General features: G+C 41.8%; 22 protein-coding genes. 16 read left to right on the top strand and 6 right to left on the bottom strand.

Annotated features, from left to right (window positions below):
* Positions 1-12 precede the first annotated feature (12 nt).
* The 15 genes from ABEB05_RS04135 (at position 13) to ABEB05_RS04065 (ending at position 15,088) form a co-directional block, all read left to right on the top strand.
* Positions 13-912 (top strand): histone deacetylase family protein, encoded by a 900-nt coding sequence (locus ABEB05_RS04135; protein ID WP_265787763.1) that lies wholly within the window; start codon positions 13-15, stop codon positions 910-912.
* 100 nt (positions 913-1,012) lie between these two features.
* A complete protein-coding gene (locus ABEB05_RS04130) occupies positions 1,013-2,161 on the top strand; it encodes a 1-deoxy-D-xylulose-5-phosphate reductoisomerase (RefSeq protein ID WP_265787762.1) in 1,149 nt (382 codons plus the stop codon).
* Positions 2,162-2,179: 18 nt separating this feature from the next.
* On the top strand, positions 2,180-3,517 hold the full coding sequence (rseP, locus tag ABEB05_RS04125; RefSeq protein ID WP_265787760.1) for an RIP metalloprotease RseP: 1,338 nt from the start codon (positions 2,180-2,182) through the stop codon (positions 3,515-3,517).
* Positions 3,518-3,526: 9 nt separating this feature from the next.
* On the top strand, positions 3,527-4,177 hold the full coding sequence (locus ABEB05_RS04120) for a phosphatidylserine decarboxylase family protein (RefSeq protein ID WP_265787758.1): 651 nt from the start codon (positions 3,527-3,529) through the stop codon (positions 4,175-4,177).
* A 1-nt stretch (position 4,178) separates the two neighbouring features.
* Complete coding sequence (gene pssA, locus ABEB05_RS04115) at positions 4,179-4,985, top strand: CDP-diacylglycerol--serine O-phosphatidyltransferase (RefSeq protein ID WP_265787756.1); 807 nt, start codon at positions 4,179-4,181, stop codon at positions 4,983-4,985.
* 256 nt (positions 4,986-5,241) lie between these two features.
* Complete coding sequence (gene trpE, locus ABEB05_RS04110; protein ID WP_265787755.1) at positions 5,242-6,717, top strand: anthranilate synthase component I; 1,476 nt, start codon at positions 5,242-5,244, stop codon at positions 6,715-6,717.
* A gap of 45 nt (positions 6,718-6,762) precedes the next feature.
* Positions 6,763-7,758 carry a tryptophan--tRNA ligase gene (gene trpS, locus ABEB05_RS04105; protein ID WP_265787753.1) on the top strand — a complete coding sequence of 332 codons (996 nt, stop codon included), beginning with the start codon at positions 6,763-6,765 and terminating at the stop codon, positions 7,756-7,758.
* Between the two features lie 13 nt (positions 7,759-7,771).
* Positions 7,772-8,356, top strand: a complete 585-nt coding sequence (locus ABEB05_RS04100) for an anthranilate synthase component II (protein ID WP_265787751.1) — start codon at positions 7,772-7,774, stop codon at positions 8,354-8,356.
* A gap of 45 nt (positions 8,357-8,401) precedes the next feature.
* Positions 8,402-9,436 (top strand): anthranilate phosphoribosyltransferase, encoded by a 1,035-nt coding sequence (gene trpD, locus ABEB05_RS04095; RefSeq protein ID WP_265787749.1) that lies wholly within the window; start codon positions 8,402-8,404, stop codon positions 9,434-9,436.
* A 4-nt stretch (positions 9,437-9,440) separates the two neighbouring features.
* Positions 9,441-10,259 carry an indole-3-glycerol phosphate synthase TrpC gene (gene trpC, locus ABEB05_RS04090; protein WP_265787747.1) on the top strand — a complete coding sequence of 273 codons (819 nt, stop codon included), beginning with the start codon at positions 9,441-9,443 and terminating at the stop codon, positions 10,257-10,259.
* On the top strand, positions 10,259-10,933 hold the full coding sequence (locus ABEB05_RS04085; protein WP_265787745.1) for a phosphoribosylanthranilate isomerase: 675 nt from the start codon (positions 10,259-10,261) through the stop codon (positions 10,931-10,933). The genes trpC and ABEB05_RS04085 overlap by 1 nt, the downstream gene beginning before the upstream one ends.
* Before the next feature lie 45 nt (positions 10,934-10,978).
* Positions 10,979-12,163: a tryptophan synthase subunit beta gene (gene trpB / locus ABEB05_RS04080; RefSeq protein WP_265787743.1), complete on the top strand. Its 1,185-nt coding sequence runs from the start codon at positions 10,979-10,981 to the stop codon at positions 12,161-12,163.
* Positions 12,164-12,191: 28 nt separating this feature from the next.
* Positions 12,192-13,019 (top strand): tryptophan synthase subunit alpha, encoded by an 828-nt coding sequence (trpA, locus tag ABEB05_RS04075; protein WP_265787741.1) that lies wholly within the window; start codon positions 12,192-12,194, stop codon positions 13,017-13,019.
* Positions 13,020-13,041: 22 nt separating this feature from the next.
* A complete protein-coding gene (locus ABEB05_RS04070; protein WP_265787739.1) occupies positions 13,042-14,142 on the top strand; it encodes a DUF4837 family protein in 1,101 nt (366 codons plus the stop codon).
* Between the two features lie 142 nt (positions 14,143-14,284).
* The gene (locus ABEB05_RS04065; protein ID WP_265787737.1) at positions 14,285-15,088 is read left to right on the top strand and encodes a methyltransferase domain-containing protein; all 804 of its coding nucleotides are present in this window, start codon (positions 14,285-14,287) and stop codon (positions 15,086-15,088) included.
* 49 nt (positions 15,089-15,137) lie between these two features.
* On the opposite strand, the gene ABEB05_RS04060 is transcribed toward ABEB05_RS04065, so the two are convergent.
* The 4 genes from ABEB05_RS04060 to purK all read right to left on the bottom strand — a co-directional run bounded on the left by ABEB05_RS04060 (position 15,138) and on the right by purK (position 17,772).
* On the bottom strand, positions 15,138-15,488 hold the full coding sequence (locus ABEB05_RS04060; protein WP_265787735.1) for a TfoX/Sxy family protein: 351 nt from the start codon (positions 15,486-15,488) through the stop codon (positions 15,138-15,140).
* Between the two features lie 86 nt (positions 15,489-15,574).
* Complete coding sequence (locus ABEB05_RS04055; RefSeq protein WP_265787734.1) at positions 15,575-16,027, bottom strand: hypothetical protein; 453 nt, start codon at positions 16,025-16,027, stop codon at positions 15,575-15,577.
* Positions 16,028-16,042: 15 nt separating this feature from the next.
* The gene (gene purE / locus ABEB05_RS04050) at positions 16,043-16,534 is read right to left on the bottom strand and encodes a 5-(carboxyamino)imidazole ribonucleotide mutase (protein WP_286668675.1); all 492 of its coding nucleotides are present in this window, start codon (positions 16,532-16,534) and stop codon (positions 16,043-16,045) included.
* Between the two features lie 77 nt (positions 16,535-16,611).
* Positions 16,612-17,772 (bottom strand): 5-(carboxyamino)imidazole ribonucleotide synthase, encoded by a 1,161-nt coding sequence (purK, locus tag ABEB05_RS04045; RefSeq protein ID WP_265787732.1) that lies wholly within the window; start codon positions 17,770-17,772, stop codon positions 16,612-16,614.
* A 185-nt stretch (positions 17,773-17,957) separates the two neighbouring features.
* On the opposite strand from purK, the gene prfA reads away from it, so the two are divergent.
* Complete coding sequence (gene prfA / locus ABEB05_RS04040; protein ID WP_265787730.1) at positions 17,958-19,037, top strand: peptide chain release factor 1; 1,080 nt, start codon at positions 17,958-17,960, stop codon at positions 19,035-19,037.
* Positions 19,038-19,099: 62 nt separating this feature from the next.
* Here prfA and pckA read toward each other — a convergent pair whose 3' ends face one another.
* Both pckA and ABEB05_RS04030 read right to left on the bottom strand, forming a co-directional pair.
* Positions 19,100-20,698 carry a phosphoenolpyruvate carboxykinase (ATP) gene (gene pckA, locus ABEB05_RS04035; RefSeq protein ID WP_265787728.1) on the bottom strand — a complete coding sequence of 533 codons (1,599 nt, stop codon included), beginning with the start codon at positions 20,696-20,698 and terminating at the stop codon, positions 19,100-19,102.
* 425 nt (positions 20,699-21,123) lie between these two features.
* Entirely contained in the window at positions 21,124-23,859 is a 2,736-nt protein-coding gene (locus ABEB05_RS04030; RefSeq protein WP_265787726.1) for a serine/threonine-protein kinase, read from the bottom strand.

Genomic DNA, 23,859 nt, shown 5'->3' with positions numbered 1-23,859 from the left:
AGGATCGAGAATTTGAGAGTATCTTACGCACCTTCTTATTACGCACCAATTCCGGATGATCATATTTTCCCAATGGGAAAGTTTACGGGTCTACATAGGTACCTGTTGGATGAAGAGATTATTGCTCCCGGTAATATTGTCGCTCCATCTCCGGTGGATATGACCAACCTCCTTACGGTACATACCAACAATTACGCGAAGGGGATCCTGGAAGGAACACTTGATCGCAAGAAAAGTCGGCGCTTGGGTTTGCCTTGGTCCCGGAGGTTAGCATTGCGTTCTCGACTGGCGGTACAGGGAACAATTAATGCTGCTTTAATGGCTCTTGAGGATGGGATGGCTGGGAATTTGGCTGGAGGAACACATCATGCCATGCCTGATTTTGGTGAAGGATTTTGTGTGTTTAATGATGTGGCAGTAGCCGTTAAAGTATTGCAGCAGTCTATGTGGGCCTCTAATATTTTAATAATAGACTGCGATGTTCACCAAGGAAATGGAACCGCTGAAATATTTAAAAATAATGCAGAGGTGTTTACTTTTTCAATCCATGGGGCCAACAACTACCCGTTTAAAAAGCCACCTTCGTCTCTGGATATAGGACTACCGGATGGAACCGAAGACAAAGATTACCTCCAGGTATTGGGGGAAGCCCTACATAAGATATTTACTCAGTTTCATCCAGATTTAACATTTTATTTGGGAGGAATAGATCCTCTTGAAACCGACCAGCTGGGTCGTTTATCGCTAAGTATAGACGGATTAAAAAGACGTGACGAACTTGTTATCAGAAAAGTTAAAAGCCATGATGTGCCTTTGGTATTGTTATTATCCGGAGGATATGCTCCAACGTTAAAAGAGACTGTAGAAGCACATGCACAGATGTATGGAATCGCACAAAAATATTGTTATTGAGATTGTACTACAGAAAGCGGTTATTAAGATGCAGATTTGATTCCGACTTGTATCTGTTTTTCTCTATTTTCAAATGTTTTTCTAATTGAATTGAAAGCCGTTGAATCCCAAAAACATTGTCATACTTGGTTCTACCGGTTCCATCGGTGTGCAAGCGCTGGATATCATCCGTGAGCATCCCGATAGGTTTAACCTGTTGGCTCTCAGCTGTAATAACAGCTGGGAGAAAATGGCTAAACAGATAAAAGAGTTTGAGCCTGAATTTGGGCTTATTGCCAATAAAAAACACTTTTCTGTACTTAATGAGGCAATATCTGAGACCGATACCACGCTGTTAAGCGGCAAAGAAGAACTGTTGAATCTTGCTACTTTGGAGAAAGCTGATATTGTATTAAACAGTTTGGTGGGCTACGCGGGATTCGAACCGACCCTTGAAGCACTTAAAGCGGGAAACAAAGTAGCGCTTGCCAACAAAGAATCGCTGGTAGTGGGGGGAGCTTTAATAAATAAAATTGTAGGAGAAAGTAAGGGGCAACTTATCCCTGTGGATTCTGAACATAGCGCTATGCTACAGTGCTTGCTAGGAGAACCTATTGATGAAGTGGAGAATCTGATCATTACCGCCAGCGGAGGCCCATTCCGAACCTGGAATAAAAAACAGATGGAAGGTATAACGGTTGATGATGCCCTTAATCACCCAAACTGGTCAATGGGCGCCAAAATAACCGTCGATTCCGCTACTATGATGAATAAGGGACTGGAAATTATCGAGGCACATTGGCTGTTTGATATACCCTATGAACGGATTGAGGCTGTGGTGCATCCGGAAAGTATAATACATTCAGTAGTAACCTTTAATGACGGTTCTAGTAAGGCCCAACTTGGTCCCCCGACAATGAAAGTACCCATTATGTATGCCTTCACCTATCCTGACCGGGAAGAATTGCATGTCCCCCGACTTGATTGGGGAGAGGCTTTTCAGCTTAACTTTGAGCCCGTGGATTATGATCGTTTTCCATGCTTGAGATTAGCCCTTGAGGCCGGCCGCGACGGTGGATTTGCCCCGGCCATTTTAAATGCGGCAAATGAGGTGGCGGTCAGTCGGTTCCTCAAAGAGGAAATTTCGTATATTCAAATAGCAGATATTATAGAATCATCCCTTGTACGACTCAACAATTCCGGACCTTTTACGTTAGAGTCCTTAAAGAAAATTGATAAAGAAGCCAGAAAGTTGGCTTTAACCTTTTAAATAGTACAGATACAATTCATGGAATGGATTTTAGGTTTATTATCAACACTTGCAATTTTTGCTGCAGCTCTTCTTATACTGGTATTTTTTCATGAGCTGGGACATTTTTTAGCGGCGAAGTTTTTTGGGATGCGTGTTGAGCGTTTCTCATTGGGATTTCCTCCCCGTATCTTTGGTTTTAAAAAAGGAGAAACTGATTATTGCATCGGGGCGACTCCATTGGGAGGATATGTAAAAATATCTGGCATGATTGATGAGAGTATGGATACCGAACACCTCGATGAGGAACCTAAACCCTGGGAGTTTCGCAGCAAACCTGTGTGGCAGCGTATCGTTGTTATTACAGCGGGTGTTATTTTTAATATGATTTTGGCTGCAATTATATATGGCGGCTTGGCATTTAGTAATGGGGAAACCAAGGTTCAACTTGATAGTGTCAATGAAATTTATGTGGCCGAAGGTTCTCTTGCATCGCAGGTGGGGTTTCAGACAGGCGACAGACTTGTAGGAGTTAACGGAGAGCGAGTATCATATTTTAATGATCTTATAGCTCCTGAAGTTATGACTTCTTCAACCCTCCAATATATTGTAGAACGGGATGGGCGGGAAGCAACGGTAACAGTGGCAGATAGCCTGCTCGATGATATTGGTCAACAGGGATTGATTAGCCTGGCTAATGCTTTACCGAGTAAAATAAGTAACGTACAGTCCGGAAGTCCCGCTGAAAAGGCCGGTTTGAAGGCTGGAGATGAAATTACTTCCATTAACAGCCAGCCGGTTGATTACTGGGTACAGGCCGTTGAGCTCATAAGCTCAACAGAAGATTCCATATCGCTGACGATTAACAGGCAAGGCGAAGAGTTGTCGTACGAACTTACTACTGATGCCAATAATAAACTGGGAATTTATGCGCCTAATCCGGATAGCCTTTTTGCCATTGAACGTTTCGAATATGGATTCTTCGAATCGATGGGTGTAGGTGTTGAGCGCTCCAATGCAACGGTAGTAGGTATCGTTCAGGGATTTAGCAAAATGTTTTCCGGCGACATAGCCGTACGGGAAAGTCTCGGCGGACCGGTTGCAATAGCAAATATTACAAAAGAAGCCACTGACAGAGGGGGCTGGGTTGGTTTCTGGAATATTACCGCTTTCCTGAGTGTCACACTGGCTATCATGAATATTCTTCCTATACCGGTACTCGACGGAGGACATCTGATGTTTCTTATCTATGAAGGAATTACCCGGCGCGAACCCTCGCCTAAAGTACGGATGTGGCTTCAGCAGATCGGGTTCCTGCTTATTATTGCTCTTTTCATTTTCGTTACATTTAATGATATAATCCGACAGTTCGGCTAAACCTTTTTTATGTTCGCACGCGAGGGATATTTATCCATATTTATAGCGGTACTCTTTGCATTGCTGCTAAGTGCCGGGGCGTACTATTTGGATCATTGGTTTTCGTATGTTATCTATGCAATCGCCGGTTTACTGGTTGCCTTTATTCTCTTTTTTTTCCGCGATCCTGATCGAGATATTACAAAGGGCGAAAACATCGTTATTTCTCCCGCTGATGGGAATGTGGTGCTTATACAGGACGTTGAAGAAGACCGATATATAAAAGGGCCGGCAAAACAGATCAGTATTTTTCTTTCTCCTTTGGATGTTCATGTTAACCGCGTACCTGTCACTGGAAAGCTGGAGTATTTGGAATATCATCCCGGTCAGTATTTGATGGCTTGGGACCACCGGGCCTCCGAGCTAAATGAGCGGGCAGATTTTGGGGTACGTCATAAAAGTGGTACAAAGATATTTTTCAGGCAAATAACCGGCTTTATGGCCCGTCGAATCGTTTACCATATTAAACAGGGTGAAGATATAGTTGCGGGTGAAAGATTTGGGATGATGAAATTTGGATCCAGAATGGATATACTTGTCCCCGCCAGTGCAGAGGTCAATATTTCTGAAGGTGACCGGGCAGTGGCTGGCAAAACAATTTTAGCTACGATTAATTTGTGAAATGAAATATCCAATACAGAAGTGGAAACGGTTTCGACGGCGTAGGAAGCAAAAGAAGAAAAAGGGGCCCCGGAAGCAGATTCCACGGATTGTAGTTCCCAGCTTTTTTACGCTCATGAACCTTTTTTGCGGCTTTCTGGCGATTATCAGTATATCCGAAGGGCGATTATTTTTTGGAGCCTGGCTTATTGTGATTGCAGGACTTTTTGATGCGCTGGATGGATTTATGGCTCGCCTTTCCAATGCAACCAGTCAATTTGGTATTGAACTTGATTCTATCAGCGATGTAGTGTCTTTTGGCGTGGCGCCCGGTTTTTTACTTTATACGTTCGGTCTGTCAGAAATGCCCTTTGTCGGGATTATTTTAAGTGCGCTTCCACCACTTTGCGGGGCTGTTCGCCTGGCAAGATATAACGTGGACGCCCAGGAAAGTCGAACCGATTTTTTCAAAGGACTGCCGATACCGGCTCAAGCTATTATGATTGCGGCTTTTTACCTTACTTTCTACAATCGGCCTGAGTTATTTTCAGATTTAAAGTATGGTCTCAACTCAGTATTAGTTCCCCTTATTGTTCTGCTATCATTTTTAATGGTTAGCACCATTCCATTTGATAAAATTCCAAGCTTTGATAAACAATCCATTAAAAAGCATAAAGGAAAATTGGCCCTGTTTCTTTTTTATGGAGTTCTTATTCTTTTATTACAGGAAGTGGGACTGATGATTGTATTTTCGGCCTTCATTATTAAAGGACTTATAATCGGGGGGATTGTATTTTACAAGGAGGCTTTTCAGAATGGAGAGTATTAATTATCCAGAGTCAAATTAATTTTAAAATAGAATAGTGATCTTTTTTGCTTTTAGTAAAGCAGGCTATTATCTTCAACTCGTCGTGAAAAAATCTGTTCAAAATAGCATTAATTGGTGGTGGCCTGTAGTGAAAAAAATACAGGCAGTGGCTGAGCTATAAATTAGATTTTTATTTAAAGTTTTTAGAAAACCCACTGCAGGAAACTGGAGTGGGTTTTTTTATTAAAAGAGTGTTTTATTCAGAGGAATATCATTTATGAAATTTGAAAAATTTGAGAATTTAGCAAAGAAATATACGGCTGTACCGGTTTACCGGCGGCTAATGGCTGATGTTATGACCCCTGTATCGTTATTCCTGAAACTTAGGGAAAAGGCTAAAATTCCCTTCCTGTTGGAATCGGTAGAAGGAGGGGAACAGTTAGCAAGGTATTCCTTTTTGGGGCGAAATCCTTATCAGATCTTGCGATATGAGAAGGATGAAGTAACGCTTCAAAAAGAAGGAAATGTTGAGCAGCTTGATCAAACTTACTTTGAGGCCTTAAAAGAATTAACGACTCGTCATACTGAACCTGAAATTCCCGAACTTCCCCGGCTAACAGGCGGGGCTGTAGGTTTTTCTTCTTATGATACTGTGCGGGAAATAGAACACCTGCCAAATACTCCACCTTCGGAAATGGAAATCCCGGAAGCAATATGGGCTTTTTACGACGAGGTGTTCGCCTTTGATCATGTCAAGCAGCAGATTATTATCATCAAAACTGTTTTTATAGATGATACAGCAGACGTAGACGTCAAGAAGCGCTATAAACAGGCGCAGAAAAGATTGGATGAGTTGGAAGAGCTCGTTTATCAGCCGTTACCTGAAACGAACTCTTTTTCTATCAATCCTGAAAACCTGACGAGCAATATTGACCGGGATGAATTTGAGGGTATGGTTAAACGTGCTAAGGAGTATATATATGAAGGAGATATTTTCCAGGTAGTGCTGTCCCAGCGTTTTGAAACAGATTTTGAGGGGGATCGCTTTATGCTTTACCGGGCGCTGCGGATGGTAAATCCTTCGCCCTATCTCTTTTACTTGGATTTTGAAGACTTTGCTTTGGTTGGCTCTTCTCCGGAAGTTTTGGTACGCGTTCAGGATGAAACAGCGCAGCTGCTACCCATAGCGGGTACGCGCCCAAGGGGAGAAACAGATGAAGAGGACTTGGCTCTAGAAGAGGATCTAAAGAACGATCCCAAGGAGATTGCTGAGCATGTGATGTTAGTGGATCTTGGACGTAATGATTTGTCCCGGGTTTGCCAGCCGGGTACGGTACGACCCGTCCGCGAGCAGGTTATTGAGCGTTATTCCCATGTTATGCACATTGTATCGGATGTTAAGGGACAACTCGCGGAGCATCAGACAGCGGTTGATGCTTTAATGCAATGCTTTCCGGCCGGAACCGTAAGCGGAGCTCCGAAAATCCGGGCAATGGAAATTATTGATGAGCTGGAACCTACCAAAAGAGGTCCCTATGCGGGAGCAGTAGGATATTTTGATTTTTCTGGTAATATGGATACCTGTATAGTTATTCGTACCATGTTGGTAACGGATTCTAATGTTTATATACAGGCCGGGGCTGGGATTGTAGCTGACAGTGATCCTGGGAAGGAGTATATAGAAACTAAGAATAAAGCCGGTGCACTTGTTGAAGCGCTGAGTGTTGCACTAACGATTACCGGTAGTGAATAATCATTAAACAGTTATAAATTGCAACTTAAAACTGATAGCGATCAAATGAAGACGATTTTATCCGGTATCCAATCATCCGGTAAACTACATTTAGGAAATTATTTTGGAGCACTTCGCCAGCATATTCAAATGCAGGAACAGGGAGATGCATTTTATTTTATTGCTAATTATCATTCTCTGACTTCCATTAATGATGGCGAACAAATACGCCAGAATACTATTGATGTAGCCTTGGATTATTTGGCACTGGGACTGGATCCCGAAAAGTGTACGTTCTTTGTTCAAAGTGATGTACCACAAGTCGCTGAACTGGCTTGGATTTTAGGCACTTTTTGTCCGGTGAGTTTAATGGAGAAAGGGGTGGCCTATAAGGATAAAGTCGGACAAGGGCTGAGCCCGAATATTGGATTATTTACCTATCCGATTCTGCAAGCGGCGGATATCCTAATTTATCATTCGGATTTGGTACCTGTGGGACAAGATCAAAAACAAAATATCGAAATTTGTCGCGATTTGGCTGGGAAATTCAATCATAATTATGGCAATGATTATCTAAAACTTCCAGAAGAGCATATTGTTGAATCCGTAGCAATTGTACCGGGAGTCGATGGACGAAAGATGAGTAAATCCTATGGCAATACGATTAATATTTTTGATGAGGGTAAAACCCTTAAAAAGAAGGTAATGTCTATTAAAACGGACTCAACACCCCTGGATGAACCAAAAGATCCGGAGAACTGCAATGTATTCGCTCTTATAAAACTTTTTGCGGATGAGGAGAAGCAAAAGGAAATAGCCGAAAAATATCGCGCAGGAGGGTATGGATATGGTCATGCCAAGAAGGAGCTTTTAGCAATGATTGAAGAATACTTTGCCGAAGCGCGTGAGCGAAGAAAAGAATTGTCCCAAGACTTGGATCGGGTTCACGATATTTTACAAGAAGGAGGCGAGAAAGCTCGAAAAAGGGCTGAAACCGTGATGGAACCGATTCGAGAAGTAACGGGATTATTTAAATCCCACCAATATTCACTGAAAAGCTAAGGAGTTTGAACCCATGATTTTAGTCATTGATAACTACGATTCATTTACCTACAATTTGGTGGATATCGTAGCACAAGAAACGGATAATTATAAGGTCGTTCGCAACGATGCGCTCTCAGTGGATGAAGTATGGGCATTAAATCCTTCAGGGATCTTAATTTCTCCAGGCCCGGGTCGTCCGGCTGATGCAGGAATCACCGAACCCATTATTGAACAATTGGGCCATAAGGTCCCGATTTTGGGAGTTTGCCTGGGACTCCAGGCTATAGGAGAGGTGTTTGGAGGTCGTGTTATTCATGCTCCCAAGTTGATGCATGGAAAAACTTCTCCCATAACACACGACGGCAAATCTATTTTCCGGGATATTCCCGATAATTTTATCGCTACTCGCTATCATTCACTGATACTTGATCCGGATCAAATACCGGATATACTGGAAATTACCGCTCGAAGTGACGAGGGAGTGCTAATGGGAATTAGACATAAAGAATTTCCGATTGAAGGAATCCAATTTCATCCGGAAAGTGTGCTTACCGTTGAGGGGCCGGCTATCGTTAAGAATTGGTATCGACAGACGATAAAACATAATTTAGTATAAAATTAATTTATATAATAGTTGTAATTATAATAATACCATTAGGATATGGATTTCAATGATATATTAGAACAATTAATCTACCGCGGTGATCTGTCGTCTGAGGAGGCAGAAAAAGCTCTTCGACTAATTATTGCCGGAGAGGTAGAAAACGAGCGTATTGCTTCGTTCCTAACGGCTATGAGAATGAAGGGGGAGACCACCGAAGAGCTCACTGCTTTTGTTAGAGTTATGAGGGAAGCCGCTGTCAAGCCAGAGGTAGAAACTAACGGTGCAGTGGACCTCTGCGGGACTGGAGGGGATAGTTCTGGAACTTTTAATATATCTACAACGGCCATGTTTGTGGTAGCCGGCGCAGGAGTGCCTGTGCTAAAACATGGGAACAGAAGCGTATCCAGCAAGAGTGGGAGTGCGGATGTGCTTGAAGTACTCGGAGGGGTGATTGACCTCCAAAAGGAAGAGGTGGAACAGGTTTTTAATGAAGCTGGACTCGTTTTTATGTTCGCTCCTAACTTTCATCCGGCGATGAAACACGTGATGTCTGCTCGAAGGGTCCTGGGTATTCGCACTTTCTTCAATATTTTGGGGCCACTTATGAACCCGGCAGGGGTAAAGCGGCAGGTGATTGGGGCCTATAGCAAAGAGGTCGCCCGTAAGATCGCCCGAATTTTGGCAAATCTGGATACGGAGTTTGCTTATACCCTTAACTCACACGATGGGTTGGATGAAGTAAGCTTAAGTGCCCAGACCGAAATTTTTGAGCTAACCAATAGCATGGTTAAGGATGCTTCCACTTTTGATCCCCGTGCTCTTGATTTTGAATGGGCCGATATAGAAGAGGTTATTGGAGGTGATGCCGATTATAATGCCCAAATTATTCGGTCAATATTGGATAATGAGGCAACGGCTGCCCAGCGGGATATTATTCTGCTCAATGCTGCTTTTGGAATCCATGCCTCGGGAAAAGTGGACCATCTTACAGAGGCGAAGAAGCTTGCTGAGGAAAGCCTGCAATCAGGAGCGGCACGGCAAGCACTGGATAAGTTCGTTGAAGCTACTAATGATATAGCACAGAAAGGGTAATCCGATGTCTACTATACTTGATGAAATTGTAGAACAAACAGCAGTTGATCTCAAAAAAAGAAAAAAGAAAGTCAGCTTTAATGATTTAGATTCGTTTGAATATTTTGAGCAACCGGTTAGGAATTTTCGTGACGCGTTAAAACAGGCCGATGAGGTATCAATTATTGCGGAGATAAAGAAGGCTTCTCCATCTAAAGGGCTCATACGCCCCGACTTTGATCCCGAGAAAATTGCTAATCAGTATGAAAAGGGCGGAGCTGCTGCTATTTCTGTTTTGACCGATAAACCGGCATTCAGAGGTGATCTGAAATACCTTGAAAGTGTTCGTAATAAAACTTCTATTCCATTGTTGCGCAAAGATTTTATTATAGAACCATATCAGATTAAGGAAGCGCGATCTTATGGAGCAGATGCGGTTTTATTAATTGTTGCAATAACGGATGGCCATCAGCTTGAGGAGTTATTGCATGCTGCCGAGGAATTTGGATTACAGGCGCTGGTAGAATGCTATTCGGAAGAGGATTATGAACGTGTACCTTTTGAATTTGTTGATATACTTGGAGTTAATAATAGAGATTTAAGAAACTTTGAGGTCGATTTACACCGCGGAGTAGACCTCCTGAATAAAGCTCCGGAAGAAACGGTCCTGATCTCTGAAAGTGGTCTGAGCAGTGCCGATGATCTACATTATTTATTTAATAATGATATTCATGCAGCACTGATAGGAGAATATTTTATGCGTCAACCTGATCCGGGTGACGCGGTAAAAAAACTGAAGGATAATGTGCAAGAGCTAATAAAAAACTCACAGAACAGTAAATAATGGCACCTAATAAGGAACGAACAAAAGTCAAAATTTGTGGAATAACAACACTTGAAGATGCCCGCTTTGTTTCTGGGGCGCTGGCTGATTATGTAGGATTTATTTTTTATGAAAGAAGTCCACGACATGTTACACCCGCCAAAGCTGGTGCTATTATTAACTGGGTAGAGGGCCCCAAATGTGTGGGAGTGTTCGTGAACCAGCCTTTGGATGACGTTAATATGATTAGCAGGCAGACTGGTATTGATTATGTCCAGCTGCATGGAAATGAAAATCCGGAATACTGTGAGCTTGTTGATAAACCTGTTATTAAAGCTATTCATATCGAAGAGAAGGATACAGCTGATGATATAATTTCCCGTTTGGAGCCCTATCTTGAGGTGGCAGAGTTTTTTCTTTTTGACACTAAGGTCGAGAAGCAATGGGGCGGAACTGGCGAAACTTTCGACTGGAAAAAACTGAATAAAATCACTGATCGCGCTCCGTTCTTTCTTTCCGGCGGACTTGATGATAGAAATATTCGTAAAGCATGTGAAACTGTTTCCCCTTATGCTGTGGATCTTTCGAGTGGACTCGAAGAAGAGCCTGGTATAAAAGATTTTAGTAAGGTAGAATCCTTTATGGATGAAATGCGGGAAATTTGGGATATGCAAGAAAAGGGAGACTTTAGTTAGTTTTATATTTATTCGTTATTTGTTAAAAATTAGTTAAACATTACTATGAAATACGATCTGCCAACAAAAGAAGGTTATTACGGTAATTTCGGCGGTAAATTTGTTCCGGAAATATTGATTCCCGTTCTGGAAACTTTAGAGGAAGCATATAATGAAGCTTGGGCTGATAAGGAATTCCGTCAGGAATATCTTGATTTGCTTAATGATTATGTAGGCCGGCCAACAAAGCTTACCTATGCCAACCGATTAACAGAGTACTACGGCAAAGCCAAGATATATCTTAAGCGAGAGGATTTATGTCATACCGGGGCCCACAAGATTAACAATGCAATCGGGCAGATATTACTGGCCAAGCGTATGGGAAAGGAGCGCATAATTGCTGAGACCGGAGCGGGACAGCATGGCGTAGCTACCGCTACAGCATGCGCTAAATTTGGCGTTGACTGTATTGTATATATGGGCGCCGAAGATATGGAGCGGCAAAAGCTGAATGTTGAACGCATGCGTTTGCTTGGGGCTGAAGTACGATCCGTTGAGAGTGGTTCAAAGACCCTGAAAGATGCAACCAATGAGGCCATACGTGACTGGGTGACTAATGTGGAAGATACCTTCTATATTATCGGTTCGGTAGTGGGGCCACATCCCTATCCAAAGATGGTACGCAATTTCCATCGCATCATTGGTGATGAAACACGTCGCCAGCTGCAGGAGGCCGAAGGACGAGGGCCGGACTATCTGCTCGCCTGCGTAGGAGGTGGCTCAAATGCGATAGGGCTGTTTTATCCCTTTATAGAGGATGAATCCATAAAGATGTACGGACTTGAGGCCTCGGGTTTGGGCGCCAATACTGATCAGACAGCGGCTACATTAACAATTGGAGAACCGGGTGTGCTACACGGATCAATGAGTTATTTACTGCAGGATAAAGAAGGCCAGATTCAGCTGGCACATTCTATTAGTGCAGGACTTGATTATCCGGGAATTGGTCCCGAGCACTCCTATCTGCGTGATTCAGGAAGAGTTACCTATGCCGGAATTACGGACGATCAGGCTATGAAGGGAGTAAAACTACTTTCCGATCTGGAAGGGATTATACCAGCATTGGAGACGGCTCACGCCATTGCTTACCTGGATGAGTTGATGCCACAAACTTCCAAAGATGAAATTGTGGTATTAAACTGTTCTGGCCGCGGAGATAAAGACATGGGCACGATATCAAAGAACTTATAATAATAGAATTAGCTTAATCTGTGTGTAAATGAATAACAACAAGATGATTAAGACCGATAATAGAATAAAACAGCTTTTTAAGAGGCATAACGAATCCTCAAAAATAATGAGTCTCTTCTTAACGGCTGGTTATCCTGACCTGGAATCGACGGTAGATTTGATTTTAGGATTGGAAGAGAATGGAACAGATTTTATTGAATTAGGAATGCCCTTCAGTGATCCCTTGGCCGATGGCCCTACTATTCAATATTCCAGTAACATTGCTATTGAAAAGGGGATTACGATGGATAAAATTTTTGGGATGGTCCGGCAGGTCCGCCAAAAGTCTGAAATCCCTATAGTACTTATGGGGTATATTAACCCTGTTTTACGGTATGGAATTGATGAATTCTGTGAGGAAGCATCAAAAGCTGGGGTGGATGGACTTATTATTCCGGATATACCCATAGAAGAGTCTGGAATGATTTCCGAAAAAATTAGGTCTCAGGGACTTTCACTCATCTATTTGGTGGCTCCTAATTCTTCCGACCAGAGAATGCAAAAGATTGATGAGGCATCCGATGGATTCGTTTATTGTGTATCTGTGACAGGTGTTACAGGGGCTCGAGAAGGTGATGAGGTCGCCCAATCCGTCGCGCGATTTATCAACCGGGTAAAACAAAATGTGGTTAAAAATCCTAAGATGGTAGGTTTTGGAATTAAAACCCATGAAGATGCGCAACGCATAGCTACAGATATGGATGGCTTCATTGTTGGTAGTGCGCTCATAGATACCATCCGGGAACACTATCCGGAAAATGACTGGAAAGAAAAGGTATTTGATTTTGTTAGAACCTTAAAGTATGGTAAGTCTTAACTTTAATAATTACAGTATATTTATGAAATCATTATTGAAAATTGGACTACTAATTTTAACAGCGGTTGTCTGGATTAGCTGTGAGGGAGATTATCGTCAGGAAGCAACTGGCGGATCTGGTCAAGTGACAGTAATGATGGATTCCACACAGTGGGATAGTGAAACTGCCGAGGCTTTACGGGAAACATACGGTCGATGGGTACGAACGATCCCCAATCCCCAGCCCCTCTTTAATCTGCAATTTAAGGACTTTCAAAATAATGATGAGCTTGAGCGTTTAAAGCGGTCTAAAAATTTAATCGTTGCCGCTCCTATTGACGACAGCACCAACACAGCCCAATTTATCCGTGCTTTACTTAGTGATGAGATTGAGAGCCAGGTTCAAAATGGGGAGTCCTTTGCTTTTCCGCTTCAGGACAGATGGTATAGAAACCAGTGGACAATGATTCTTTCCGCTCCAACCGACTCGGCTCTGGCTGAACAGATTCGCAATTCGGAAAAAACCTTAACCGATCACCTGATGGAAAAAGAATTTGCTAGATGGAAGGAAGAGGTTTATGAAAGGGGAGAACAGACAGAGTTAGCTGATAGTTTATGGACTGAAGCCGGTTGGAAAATAAGGATTCAGCATGACTGGAGGAAAAGTATCGATACTACTTATACTGATAATGGCGAAGAAAATCATTTCTTTACAATGCGCCGGCCGCTGCCGGAAAACGACCGGTGGTTTTGGGCGTGGTGGAAAGAAGATGTCACCGACAATAGTTTTTTGGATGACGAATGGATTAACGCTAAGCGCGATTCTCTGATGGAACAATGGATTCGGGGTACGCGGGACAGTTCGTATGTAACGACTGAATATCGTCGCCCGGTAGAAACAGAATCTTTCGAGATAAATGGAGATTTAGCCTATGAAACGCTTGGTACCTGGCGAATGACTAAAGATGCCATGGGCGGCCCCTTTGCGAACTTGACCATATATGATGATGAAACGGATCGGTTGTTTATTTTAGAGTTTGGCCAGTTCGCTCCCAAGTATGATAAGCGAAGGTTTGTGCGCCAGTTTAGAACCATGCTTCGCACCTTTGAATCCGATTCAACGTGGCAAGGTCCTACTCAATAAAAAGGGAAATATTATTAATTAAATACTATCCCTAACTACTTAGTATATAGCTACTTACAATAATTATTTAATCTAAATTGTATGAATTTAATCATTCCGTTTAGATGCAATAGATAGTTTTACTGTCAGGTGATGTATATTTATGTCTGAGTCAGAAATGAGAGCTGTTAAAAAGGAAATTACATCTGGGTTCAGCGAGTCTGCTGTGCATTACGAAAAATATGCTGATCTTCAGAAGCAGATGGCGGACCGGCTAATTGCCTCTCTTGAACCATGGACAGCAATCATTCCCGAAGGGCCAATTATTGAACTTGGGTGTGGAACTGGTTTTGTAACCGAAGGACTTTTAGAGCTTTATCCTGATCGGAAAATTGAGTGTGTCGATATTGCCCCCGGAATGATTGATTATTGTCAACAAAAATTTGCAGATAATGATAATGTAACATTTCAGGTCAAGGATGCCGAAGAATTAATCCCTGATCAACCGGAATATGCGTTAACCATTAGTGGATTTACTCCTCACTGGTTTCAAAATCCTGCAATAACTTTGAAAAAATGGTTGGAAGCCACCAAACCTGGTGGACTTTTATTGACTTCTTTTCCCGGGAGTGAGAGTTTTCCCCAATGGCGGGAATATTGCCAGCAATTGGGAATTCCGTACACGGGAAATATTCTTCCGGATGTGGAAGAGATGGTTATTAAAATGTCGCTGGGCCCGGCCCAGGTAGATTATTATGAGGATACGATATATCAGTCTTTTGAGAGTGCGCGTAATTTCTTCGAATACCTTAAAAAAATAGGAGCGGGTACCCAAACAGAAGGCCGGGGACTGACAAAACGGGAAATGAATCTGCTTATCAATGAATGGGATGCCTCTTCAACGGGGGATACTGTCAAAGTGAGCTGGCACGGGGTTTTTCTGGCGGTAAAGAGGGATTATGATTAAGAGTGATCTATTTCTGGGATTAATTTTTCTTAAATAACAGGGAAATCTGTTATACCTTGTTTTGATTCTTCTTTTCTGACAAGCCTGACGTATATTTTATAGATTGATCAATAAACTTTCGGAGTGCCTTGGGATGCTCATAGATTTGTTCTGCCACCAGGATAAAATCATCAAATCCATCATTATCTGAAGTATAAGGTTTAATACCCGGGCGATCGATTAATGACTGTGCTAAGTATTTACCAATACGTGCGACAAGAAAATTATCATATATACCGAGACACATGTTACCGTTGATAAGATAGCCGATTCCCCCCAGCTCTTTCTTCTTTTGCAGTTGATCATTACTGATGAGCTGATGATCAAGTAGATCTTCTAATTTTTTATTATAGTCGCTCACGAGCTAATATTAGTTGATATTTACAGTAAGATATCATTTACTTTTCCACCTTTCACCATTTAAAACATTAAAAAATACTTATATAGTTAAGTTACCAGTTCGTTAATGGTGCCCAGATGAGCTGGATCTTGAATTTCAGATTTAAGTCGTGTTATTTTTTGTTGAATATTTAAAGGTACCGGTGTTTCGGTTGTGAGCTGAGCCTTTTTATATAAGAGAAGTGCCTGAAGATAGCATTTTTGAGAACGGCTGTAATGTTTCTTCCGTAGCATTTCTCCCTCCTCAATGAGTAAATCAGCAACAGCAAGCGCCAAGTCTGCTTCAAAATCTTGATCTCTTTTAAAGATGTTTTGGGTTTCAGCCAGACTCAGTTCAGAGAATTTTTTGGGGTGGTCTTTTGTAAGTTGCTGAAAGGCATTTTGTATCTGTTCTATGGCCTGATCATATTGCTTTTGATTCTTTTTAAATATGATTTGCTCCAAGAGTTGTGTGAGACGTTTAATTTGCCGTAGTACAAAATCCTGTTGGAAAAATGCCATTATCCTACATACAAACTAAGTCAGATTTTTTGTTTTGTCTAGAGAGGCTTGGGCCATTTCCTGGTGGTAATTATTCAGTTTCTCCGCAAGTGTGGGATTGCTCATGCCTAACATCCGAATAGCCAGAAGCGCAGCATTGCCAGCTTTACCGATAGCTACCGTAGCAACAGGAACGCCTGGTGGCATCTGAACGATAGAGTAAAGACTGTCCAGTCCGCTGAGGGTGCTTGTTTTTATGGGAACGCCGATAACCGGAAGGGTAGTGTGGGCTGCAGTCATACCCGGAAGGTGGGCTGCACCACCGGCTCCCGCAATAATCACTTGTATACCCCGATCCCGCGCTTCCTTGCCGTATTTGGCCATTAGGTCTGGTGTACGGTGGGCGGAAACGACCTTCTTTTCATAAGACACCTCAAATTCATCCAATATCTCACAGGCTTTTTGCATGGTGGGCCAGTCACTGTCGCTGCCCATAATTACTCCGACTTTAGGTTCGTTATCACTCATTATTTAGGTTATAAATATGTTAGAGGTTTATTCTCGTTACTTAAGTAGTATATAATATTAATATTCTGGATAGAGATCTAAATAGTTATATCCTTTGTCAGTTTACGAGCGGTTGCATAGGTTTTCTTTATATCATTACCCAACAGCGTATAATGGGCCATCTTTCTTCCTGGTTTGCTATCCAGCTTTCCATAAAAATGCAGATGTCCATCGGCTTCCTGCAAAGCATCAAAGGAATGATCAACTTGGGCATCTCTTCGTTTGTTACCTAATAAATTCACCATTGCTACAGCGGGACTTCGAAGCTTTGTTGAACCAAGGGGAAGGCCCATTACTGCGCGTACATGGTTTTCAAACTGGGAAGTTACGCATCCTTCAATCGTATAATGTCCGGAATTATGAGGGCGCGGAGCCGATTCATTGAGCAGTAGCTCTCCGTCTGTGGTCAGAAAAAATTCGTAGGCAAAAATACCTTTCCCGTCAATGGCTTTGGTCGCCTGTACTGCCATCTCTTGAGCCTTCTTTTGGATAGATTTAACCACTGGAGCTGGAGATTTTACCGCTACGCAGATATGATCTTCCTGTACCGTTTCGCAGCAGGGATAGACCACATGTCCGGTTTCATTACGGGCTACCTGTACTGCCAATTCGTGGGTGAAATCAACAAAAGCTTCTGCAATGATATCGTGTCCATCCTTTCCCCCCAACTTTTTAAAGGCATCTCTGGCTTCGTCCAGATCATGAACAGTTTCATTTCCAAAGCCATCATATCCGCCTTTGGAGGATTTCAAGAGATAAGGCCATCCATGTTTTTCTCCAAAGGAGTTAAGATCTTTATCACGTTCAATTAATTGATAAGGAGTAACAGAGAGTCCGGCATTTTCAAAGGTTTGCTTTTCAATCAGTTTATTTTCAATAAGCCCAAAGCTCTGAGGGGAGGGGAATATGGGAGTTCCGCTGTTCTCCTGTGCTTGTGCAAGTACTTCTGAATCAATGAACTCATTTTCCAGGGTCAACACATCACAGGTATCTGCAAAAAGGGTCAGATCATCAGCCGAATCAAACGAGCCAGTCTGAGAATAGGGTGTCATAAATTCTACGGGTTCCTTTTCGTTTCTGTCCGAAAAAACTCCTATTTGTATGCCAAAACGAAAAGCCTGCAGGGCAGACATGCGAGCCAGCTGGCCGGCTCCTAAAAATCCCAGTCGAAAATTTGCGGAAAGTGGGTTCTTGTCCATTAATCAAATAATTATCTGTTTTAAATTTTTGGATAAAACATAAGAATAATTCACTCAGAAGTGAAGAAGAAAGATGAATGCATTCAATTCCGATTCCGGATTCTTCATTTTGCCGAAAGAATCGTATTTTAGAAATTAGCAGATAACCGAGATCATCCGCAATTATATAAAGTATTTTAGAATAGATGGATATTGAAGCGAAATTAGAGCAGGTGCAGGAGCGTTTTGAAGAAGTAACGGCAGCAATGAGTGATCCTGCGGTATATGACGATCCCGATCGCTATACGGAATTGACCAAGGAACACAGTGATTTAAAAGATCTGGTTGAACTCTATGATGAGTGGAAGGATGTCCGTGGTCAAATTCAGGGGAATGAGGAACTAATTGAGGAAGGAGACGATGCCGAAATTACGGAAATGGCCCGTGAAGAAAATCAAGAGCTTAAACCACGACTCGAAGAATTAGAGGAAGCTATTAAATATAAGCTCATTCCCAAGGATCCGGATGATTCCAAGAATGTAATCGTAGAGCTTCGGGCCGGAACCGGAGGGGATGAAGCTGCTATATTTGTCGGGGATTTGTTTGATATGTACCGCCGATATTCAGAAAATATGGGATGGAGGCTTAATCTGCTTAGTCTCAGTGAATCAGAGAAGGGAGGATATAAAGAACTGACCTTTGGCCTTGAAGGTGAAGAAGTATATGGGAAAATGAAATACGAAAGTGGGGTCCATCGGGTACAGCGGGTGCCACAGACAGAAACTCAGGGACGGGTACATACCTCTGCAGCTTCTGTAGCCGTACTGCCCGAAGCAGAAGAGGTAGATATTGAAGTAAATATGACTGATATCCGGGTAGATACCTTTAGGGCAAGTGGTGCAGGAGGACAGCACGTTAATAAAACAGATTCAGCGGTACGTCTTACACACGAACCTTCGGGGGTAGTGGTTGAATGCCAACAAGAGCGTTCTCAGCATCAGAATAAGGAGAAGGCTATGAAAATGCTGCGCTCAAAGCTATATGAAAAGGAGGAAGAGAAACTTCGAAAGGAACGGGAAGAAGAACGCAAGAGTCAAATTTCTACCGGCGATCGCAGTGCAAAAATTCGCACCTATAATTATCCACAAAGCCGTGTTACGGATCACCGTATTAACTTAACGCTTTACAATCTTGAAGATATCATGAAAGGGGAGGTGGATGAGGTTATTGAAGCACTTCGGGTACAGGATAACCTGGATAAGTTGAATGCAATAATGGAAAATTAGGCTATAGTTATTAGTAATTGGGAGATTAGATTCTCCCAATTACTAATAATATTAAAGTGCACTTATACTTGTGGACCTGCCTGAACAAGTTCTTTATTAGCATTTTCCTTAAATTGGCAAAAGTTATCAGCAAACATAGCGGCCAGCTTTTCTGCTTTCTGGTCGTATGCCAGCTTATTATCCCAGGTATTTCGTGGATTTAAAATATTGTTTGGGACGCCATCTATCTTTTGTGGAATTGATAGTTCGAATATGGGATCAACATCGTAGGTAACATCGGTCAGATTTCCTTTTAGTGCCTCACTCAGCATTTGCCGTGTATGGGAAAGTTTCATCCGGTGGCCAATTCCATGGGGACCTCCTGTCCACCCGGTATTGAGAAGCCAAACGGTAGAATTGTATTTCCGTATTTTATCCGCTAGGAGTTCCGCATATACAGTGGGATGTAATGGCATAAAGGGGGCTCCAAAGCAAGCTGAAAACGTCGCCTGTGGTTCATCGATACCTCGTTCCGTACCTGCGACTTTTGCTGTATAGCCACTTATGAAGTGATACATCGCTTGTTCGGGGGTTAATTTTGAGATAGGGGGTAACACGCCAAATGCATCACAGGTTAAGAAAATGACATTGGTTGGATGGTTTCCTACTCCGCTCTCGCTGGCGTTGGGAATGTAATGAATGGGATAAGAGCAGCGTGTGTTTTCCGTGAGACTAGTGTCATAAAAATCAGGAGCACGGTTTTCATCGAGTACTACATTCTCCAGGATAGTACCCGGCATCTTGGTGGTAGCGTAGATGAGAGGTTCATTTTCTTCTGACAAGTTTATTGTTTTGGCGTAGCAGCCCCCTTCAATATTAAAGACTCCATTTTCACTCCATCCGTGTTCATCATCGCCAATGAGGATACGATCCTGGTCAGAGGAAAGTGTTGTTTTCCCGGTTCCTGAAAGTCCAAAGAACACGGCTGTATCTCCCTCTTGATCCATGTTGGCAGAACAGTGCATGGCCATCACTCCCTGCTTGGGAAGAAGGTAATTCATGACCGAGAATATTCCTTTTTTTAGTTCTCCGGAATAGAGCGTTCCTCCAATGAGGATAATTTTTCGGTCGAAGTTAATTAAAATAAATGTTTCGGATTCTGTCCCGTCTACTTCCGGATTGGCTTTAAAGTTAGGGGCTGCCAAAACCGTAAAATCAGGTTCGTGGTTTTTGAGTTGTTCCTCCGATGGACGGATAAACATATTATGTACAAAAAGACCGTGGTAGGCCGCTTCGCTGATCACTCTTACATTTAGCTGATACTTCTTATCTGCTCCTGCATAGCAGTCTTTAACATACAATTGTTTATCCCGAAGGTAGGCGGTTACTTTTTGAAAAAGATTCTCGAAGACACCTTCATCTGTGGGTTTATTTATCTTACCCCAATCAATATCGTTTTGAATAGAAGGCTGATTGATGATAAACCTGTCGGAAGGAGAACGCCCTGTATATTTACCGGTTCTTACCCTAAGGGCATAGTCTTTTGTTAAGATAGCTTCCCCGTTTTTTATTGCTTCTTCGTAAAGCTCTGGTGGAGTCAAATTCCAATGGTCCTTCTCATTATTTTCCAGGTCTAAATAATCCAGACCAATACGGCTCTTAAGCTGTGAATAGGTATTCATTGCTACAGTTTTAGGCTTTGTATTTTAATTTTTGGCTGATAGTATTTTTATTGCGGTCTTTTTTATATCCGCATCTATAAGATGATCAGTATAAGCATTTATACAGCTCAATTTGAGCAGACAGGAAAATGCGAATGCATTCACATGGGTAAGCGCTTACAACCTAAAATAGTTTATATATCTTTTTCTACTGGCAAAACTATGAAGTACAATGCGCCAAGATGATGAAATTTAGTTGATTCATTTAAAAAGAATTGAATTAGAGTTTTTTATAACCGTGTTCTATACACTTGCTACGGGAGAATGGATACTGCTTAGGTGTGGTAAATTAGATTGAATGTATTAATCCAGATAGTGATGAACTTCCAAGCTAAGTAAAAGCATAAGGTCCTTTAACAAAGTGATATCCAGATTATTTGATGAATCTACGTTTTTATTTGTTCGTTACATTTATCGAGTAGCTTTTCTGCTTTTTCAATTCTTGGATCGCTCTTTCTGAATGATTGTTTATAGATATCAATAGCTTTATTTAGCTTGTCTTGGGCCAGGGTGTATTGTTTCTTGATATATAATAGTTTAGAATGTTCAACGAGATTTTGTCCGATCCTGTAATGAGTGGGAGGGAGCGTTTCCTGATAAATTGAGAGGGACAAAGAAAATAATGAGTCTGCTCGTTCATATTCGTTCAATTCTGTCAGGACAGAAGCTAAAGCATTATAGTCAATTGCTACGCCCGGATGAGTTGGACCATAAGTTGCCTTGTCAATTTCAATTGTTTTCTCAAAAAAGTTTTTAGCTTCAGTAAGCGCACCTAAATCCTGTAAAACGGAAGCGTAATTATAGTAGGCAATTCCCAGAGAAGTATGGGTTGGCTCCAGCAGTTCTTCTTTTATGGTTATAATATGTTCATAATTACTTTTAGCCTCCACAAGCTGATTTCGATCGAGTTGTATAAGGGCCAGGTTGTTCAATGTCTCCGCATATTGTATGCTATTTTCTCCATGAGCTCCTTCATTGAGTTTTAGACTTTGACGGGCAAACTTTTCTCCTTTATCCAATTCATTTAGTTCCCGATAGTTCAGGGCCAGGCGATCATAAGTACTGGATAGATCAACATGATCTTCCCCCAGAAGTTCTTTTTTCATCTTTATACTCTGGTATAGGTACTCATTGGATTTCCCATATTCACTGGTATTGGCGTATAATGCCCCCAGTGAAGATAATGTTTGAGCAATATTAAAATGGGGTCCTTTATAATAATTTTGATAAAAATTGAGAACATCATAAAGATATTTTTCGGCTTCTTCATATTCTCCCATTCTGATTGCCGTTTCAGCTCTATTATCTAATGTAGTGAAGCGATGTAATGATTCTTCGTTATTTGAGGCTAGATAGAGACTATCAGCCTTTTGAAAAATATTCAGTGCTTCTGAGTATTCTCCCTGATATGCTTTGGTAAAAGCATAGATCGAGTACTTATTTGCCAGAGACAAAGAAGCATCAATATTTTTTTGTTCGAGGATTTCTATCGAGTCGATAATTAATTTTTCAGCTTCTTCTCTTTGCCCCTGGGATCGCTTCAATAGAGCTATTTCAGCCAAAAGAGATGCGGTTTGTGGATGGTCAGTTCCATAATGCTCTTCACTTTTTGCTAAAGCTTTCTCATAGGCTTCTTCGCTAGAGGGATAAGCAGTCAGATTTTTCAAAGCTGCTCCAATAGAGGAAATCAATTCAATGTAAGCACTGGGCTGATCCCATAAGCTTGCATCAACTTCTTCCACCCCATTCATTAATAGTGTTTTAGCGGAAATATCATTTCCAGAGTAGGATGCAAATTCCGGATTGGTAGTGTTAAAGATACTCAGTAAGAAATCCTTTGTCTCTTCAGCTTGGGCTGCTGATAGTTCGGCCTGCTTTCGTTCAGCTTCTACACGATTTGTATAAAAGCCAACAAGACTGAAAATTAAAAGAAGCACTCCTGCTGCTACGGCCGTGCCTTTTTTATGGCGATTAAAAAACTTTTTTGTACGATAAAAGGTAGTTCCTTTTTGGGCGGAAACGGGAAGCCCTTTCTGATAGTTATTTAAGTCATCAAGCAGCTCAGAGATTCCCCTGTAACGTTCCTCAGGTTCTTTCCGGATCGCTTTGAGTATAATAGCATCGAGATCTCCTTTTAGTTGATGAGGAGTAATATTTCCGGATACTACATTGGTACTTGGGGGAGGGGGTTGTTGATTTAAAACGAGTTGTTCTACTTCGTAAGAGGAAATATTCTCAAAATCGAACGGCAGGGTTTGGCACAGAAGCTGATAAAATATAATACCAAGCGAATATATATCAGTAGCTGTGGTAATAGGTTGTTGTTTTATTTGTTCAGGAGCCGCATACTTTGGGGTTAACAGTCGTGTTTGAGTTTGAGTAAGAGATTGATCTTCAGGTATAGCAATTAATTTTGAAATACCAAAATCTAAGATCTTAACGTCACCATTAGGTGTAATTAAAATATTTCCTGGTTTAAGGTCGCGGTGAACCACCAGGTTTTCGTGTGCATGACGGATGGCCTCCAATATTTTTATAAAAAGCTCGATATATTGTTGCAGAGACAATTTTTTATTTATACAAAACTGATCTATAGGGACGCCATCAACGTATTCCATAACCAAATACGGGAAACCGTCATCGGTTATACCGCCGTCAAATAGTTTGGCTATGCCAGGATGATTGAGTCCAGCCAGAATGTTTTGTTCCTGTCTGAATCTTTCAATATTGGTCTTTGTGACCCGTCCCTCCCGGATAATTTTAATAGCCACCTGGTGTTCAAAAGAACCATCTGAACGTTCGGCAAGGTAGACTTGCCCCATACCTCCTTCCCCCAGCAATTTAGTGATAGTATATGAACCGATTGTTTGGCCTATCATCGATTCAGAGTCTGATGGCTCTTCTGCAATGTCTTTAAAAAAGCCACCTTTAAGTTCAGAAGGATTTTCAAGCCATTTTTTTGATTCTGAAGCAAATATCGATTCCAGCAGCTGGGTAACTTCTCCCTTAAGATTTTGGTCATCTTTGCAGGCCTTTTCAATATACGCTCCCCGCTCAGGCTCTGAAAGGGTCAATGCCTTATCAATAATTGTTTCTACCTTAGCCCAATTCTCGTTTGCCAT

Origin of the sequence: Fodinibius salicampi (assembly GCF_039545095.1) — a bacterium.
Taxonomy (GTDB): domain Bacteria; phylum Bacteroidota; class Rhodothermia; order Balneolales; family Balneolaceae; genus Fodinibius; species Fodinibius salicampi.
This window is presented reverse-complemented; position numbering and strand designations above follow the sequence as displayed.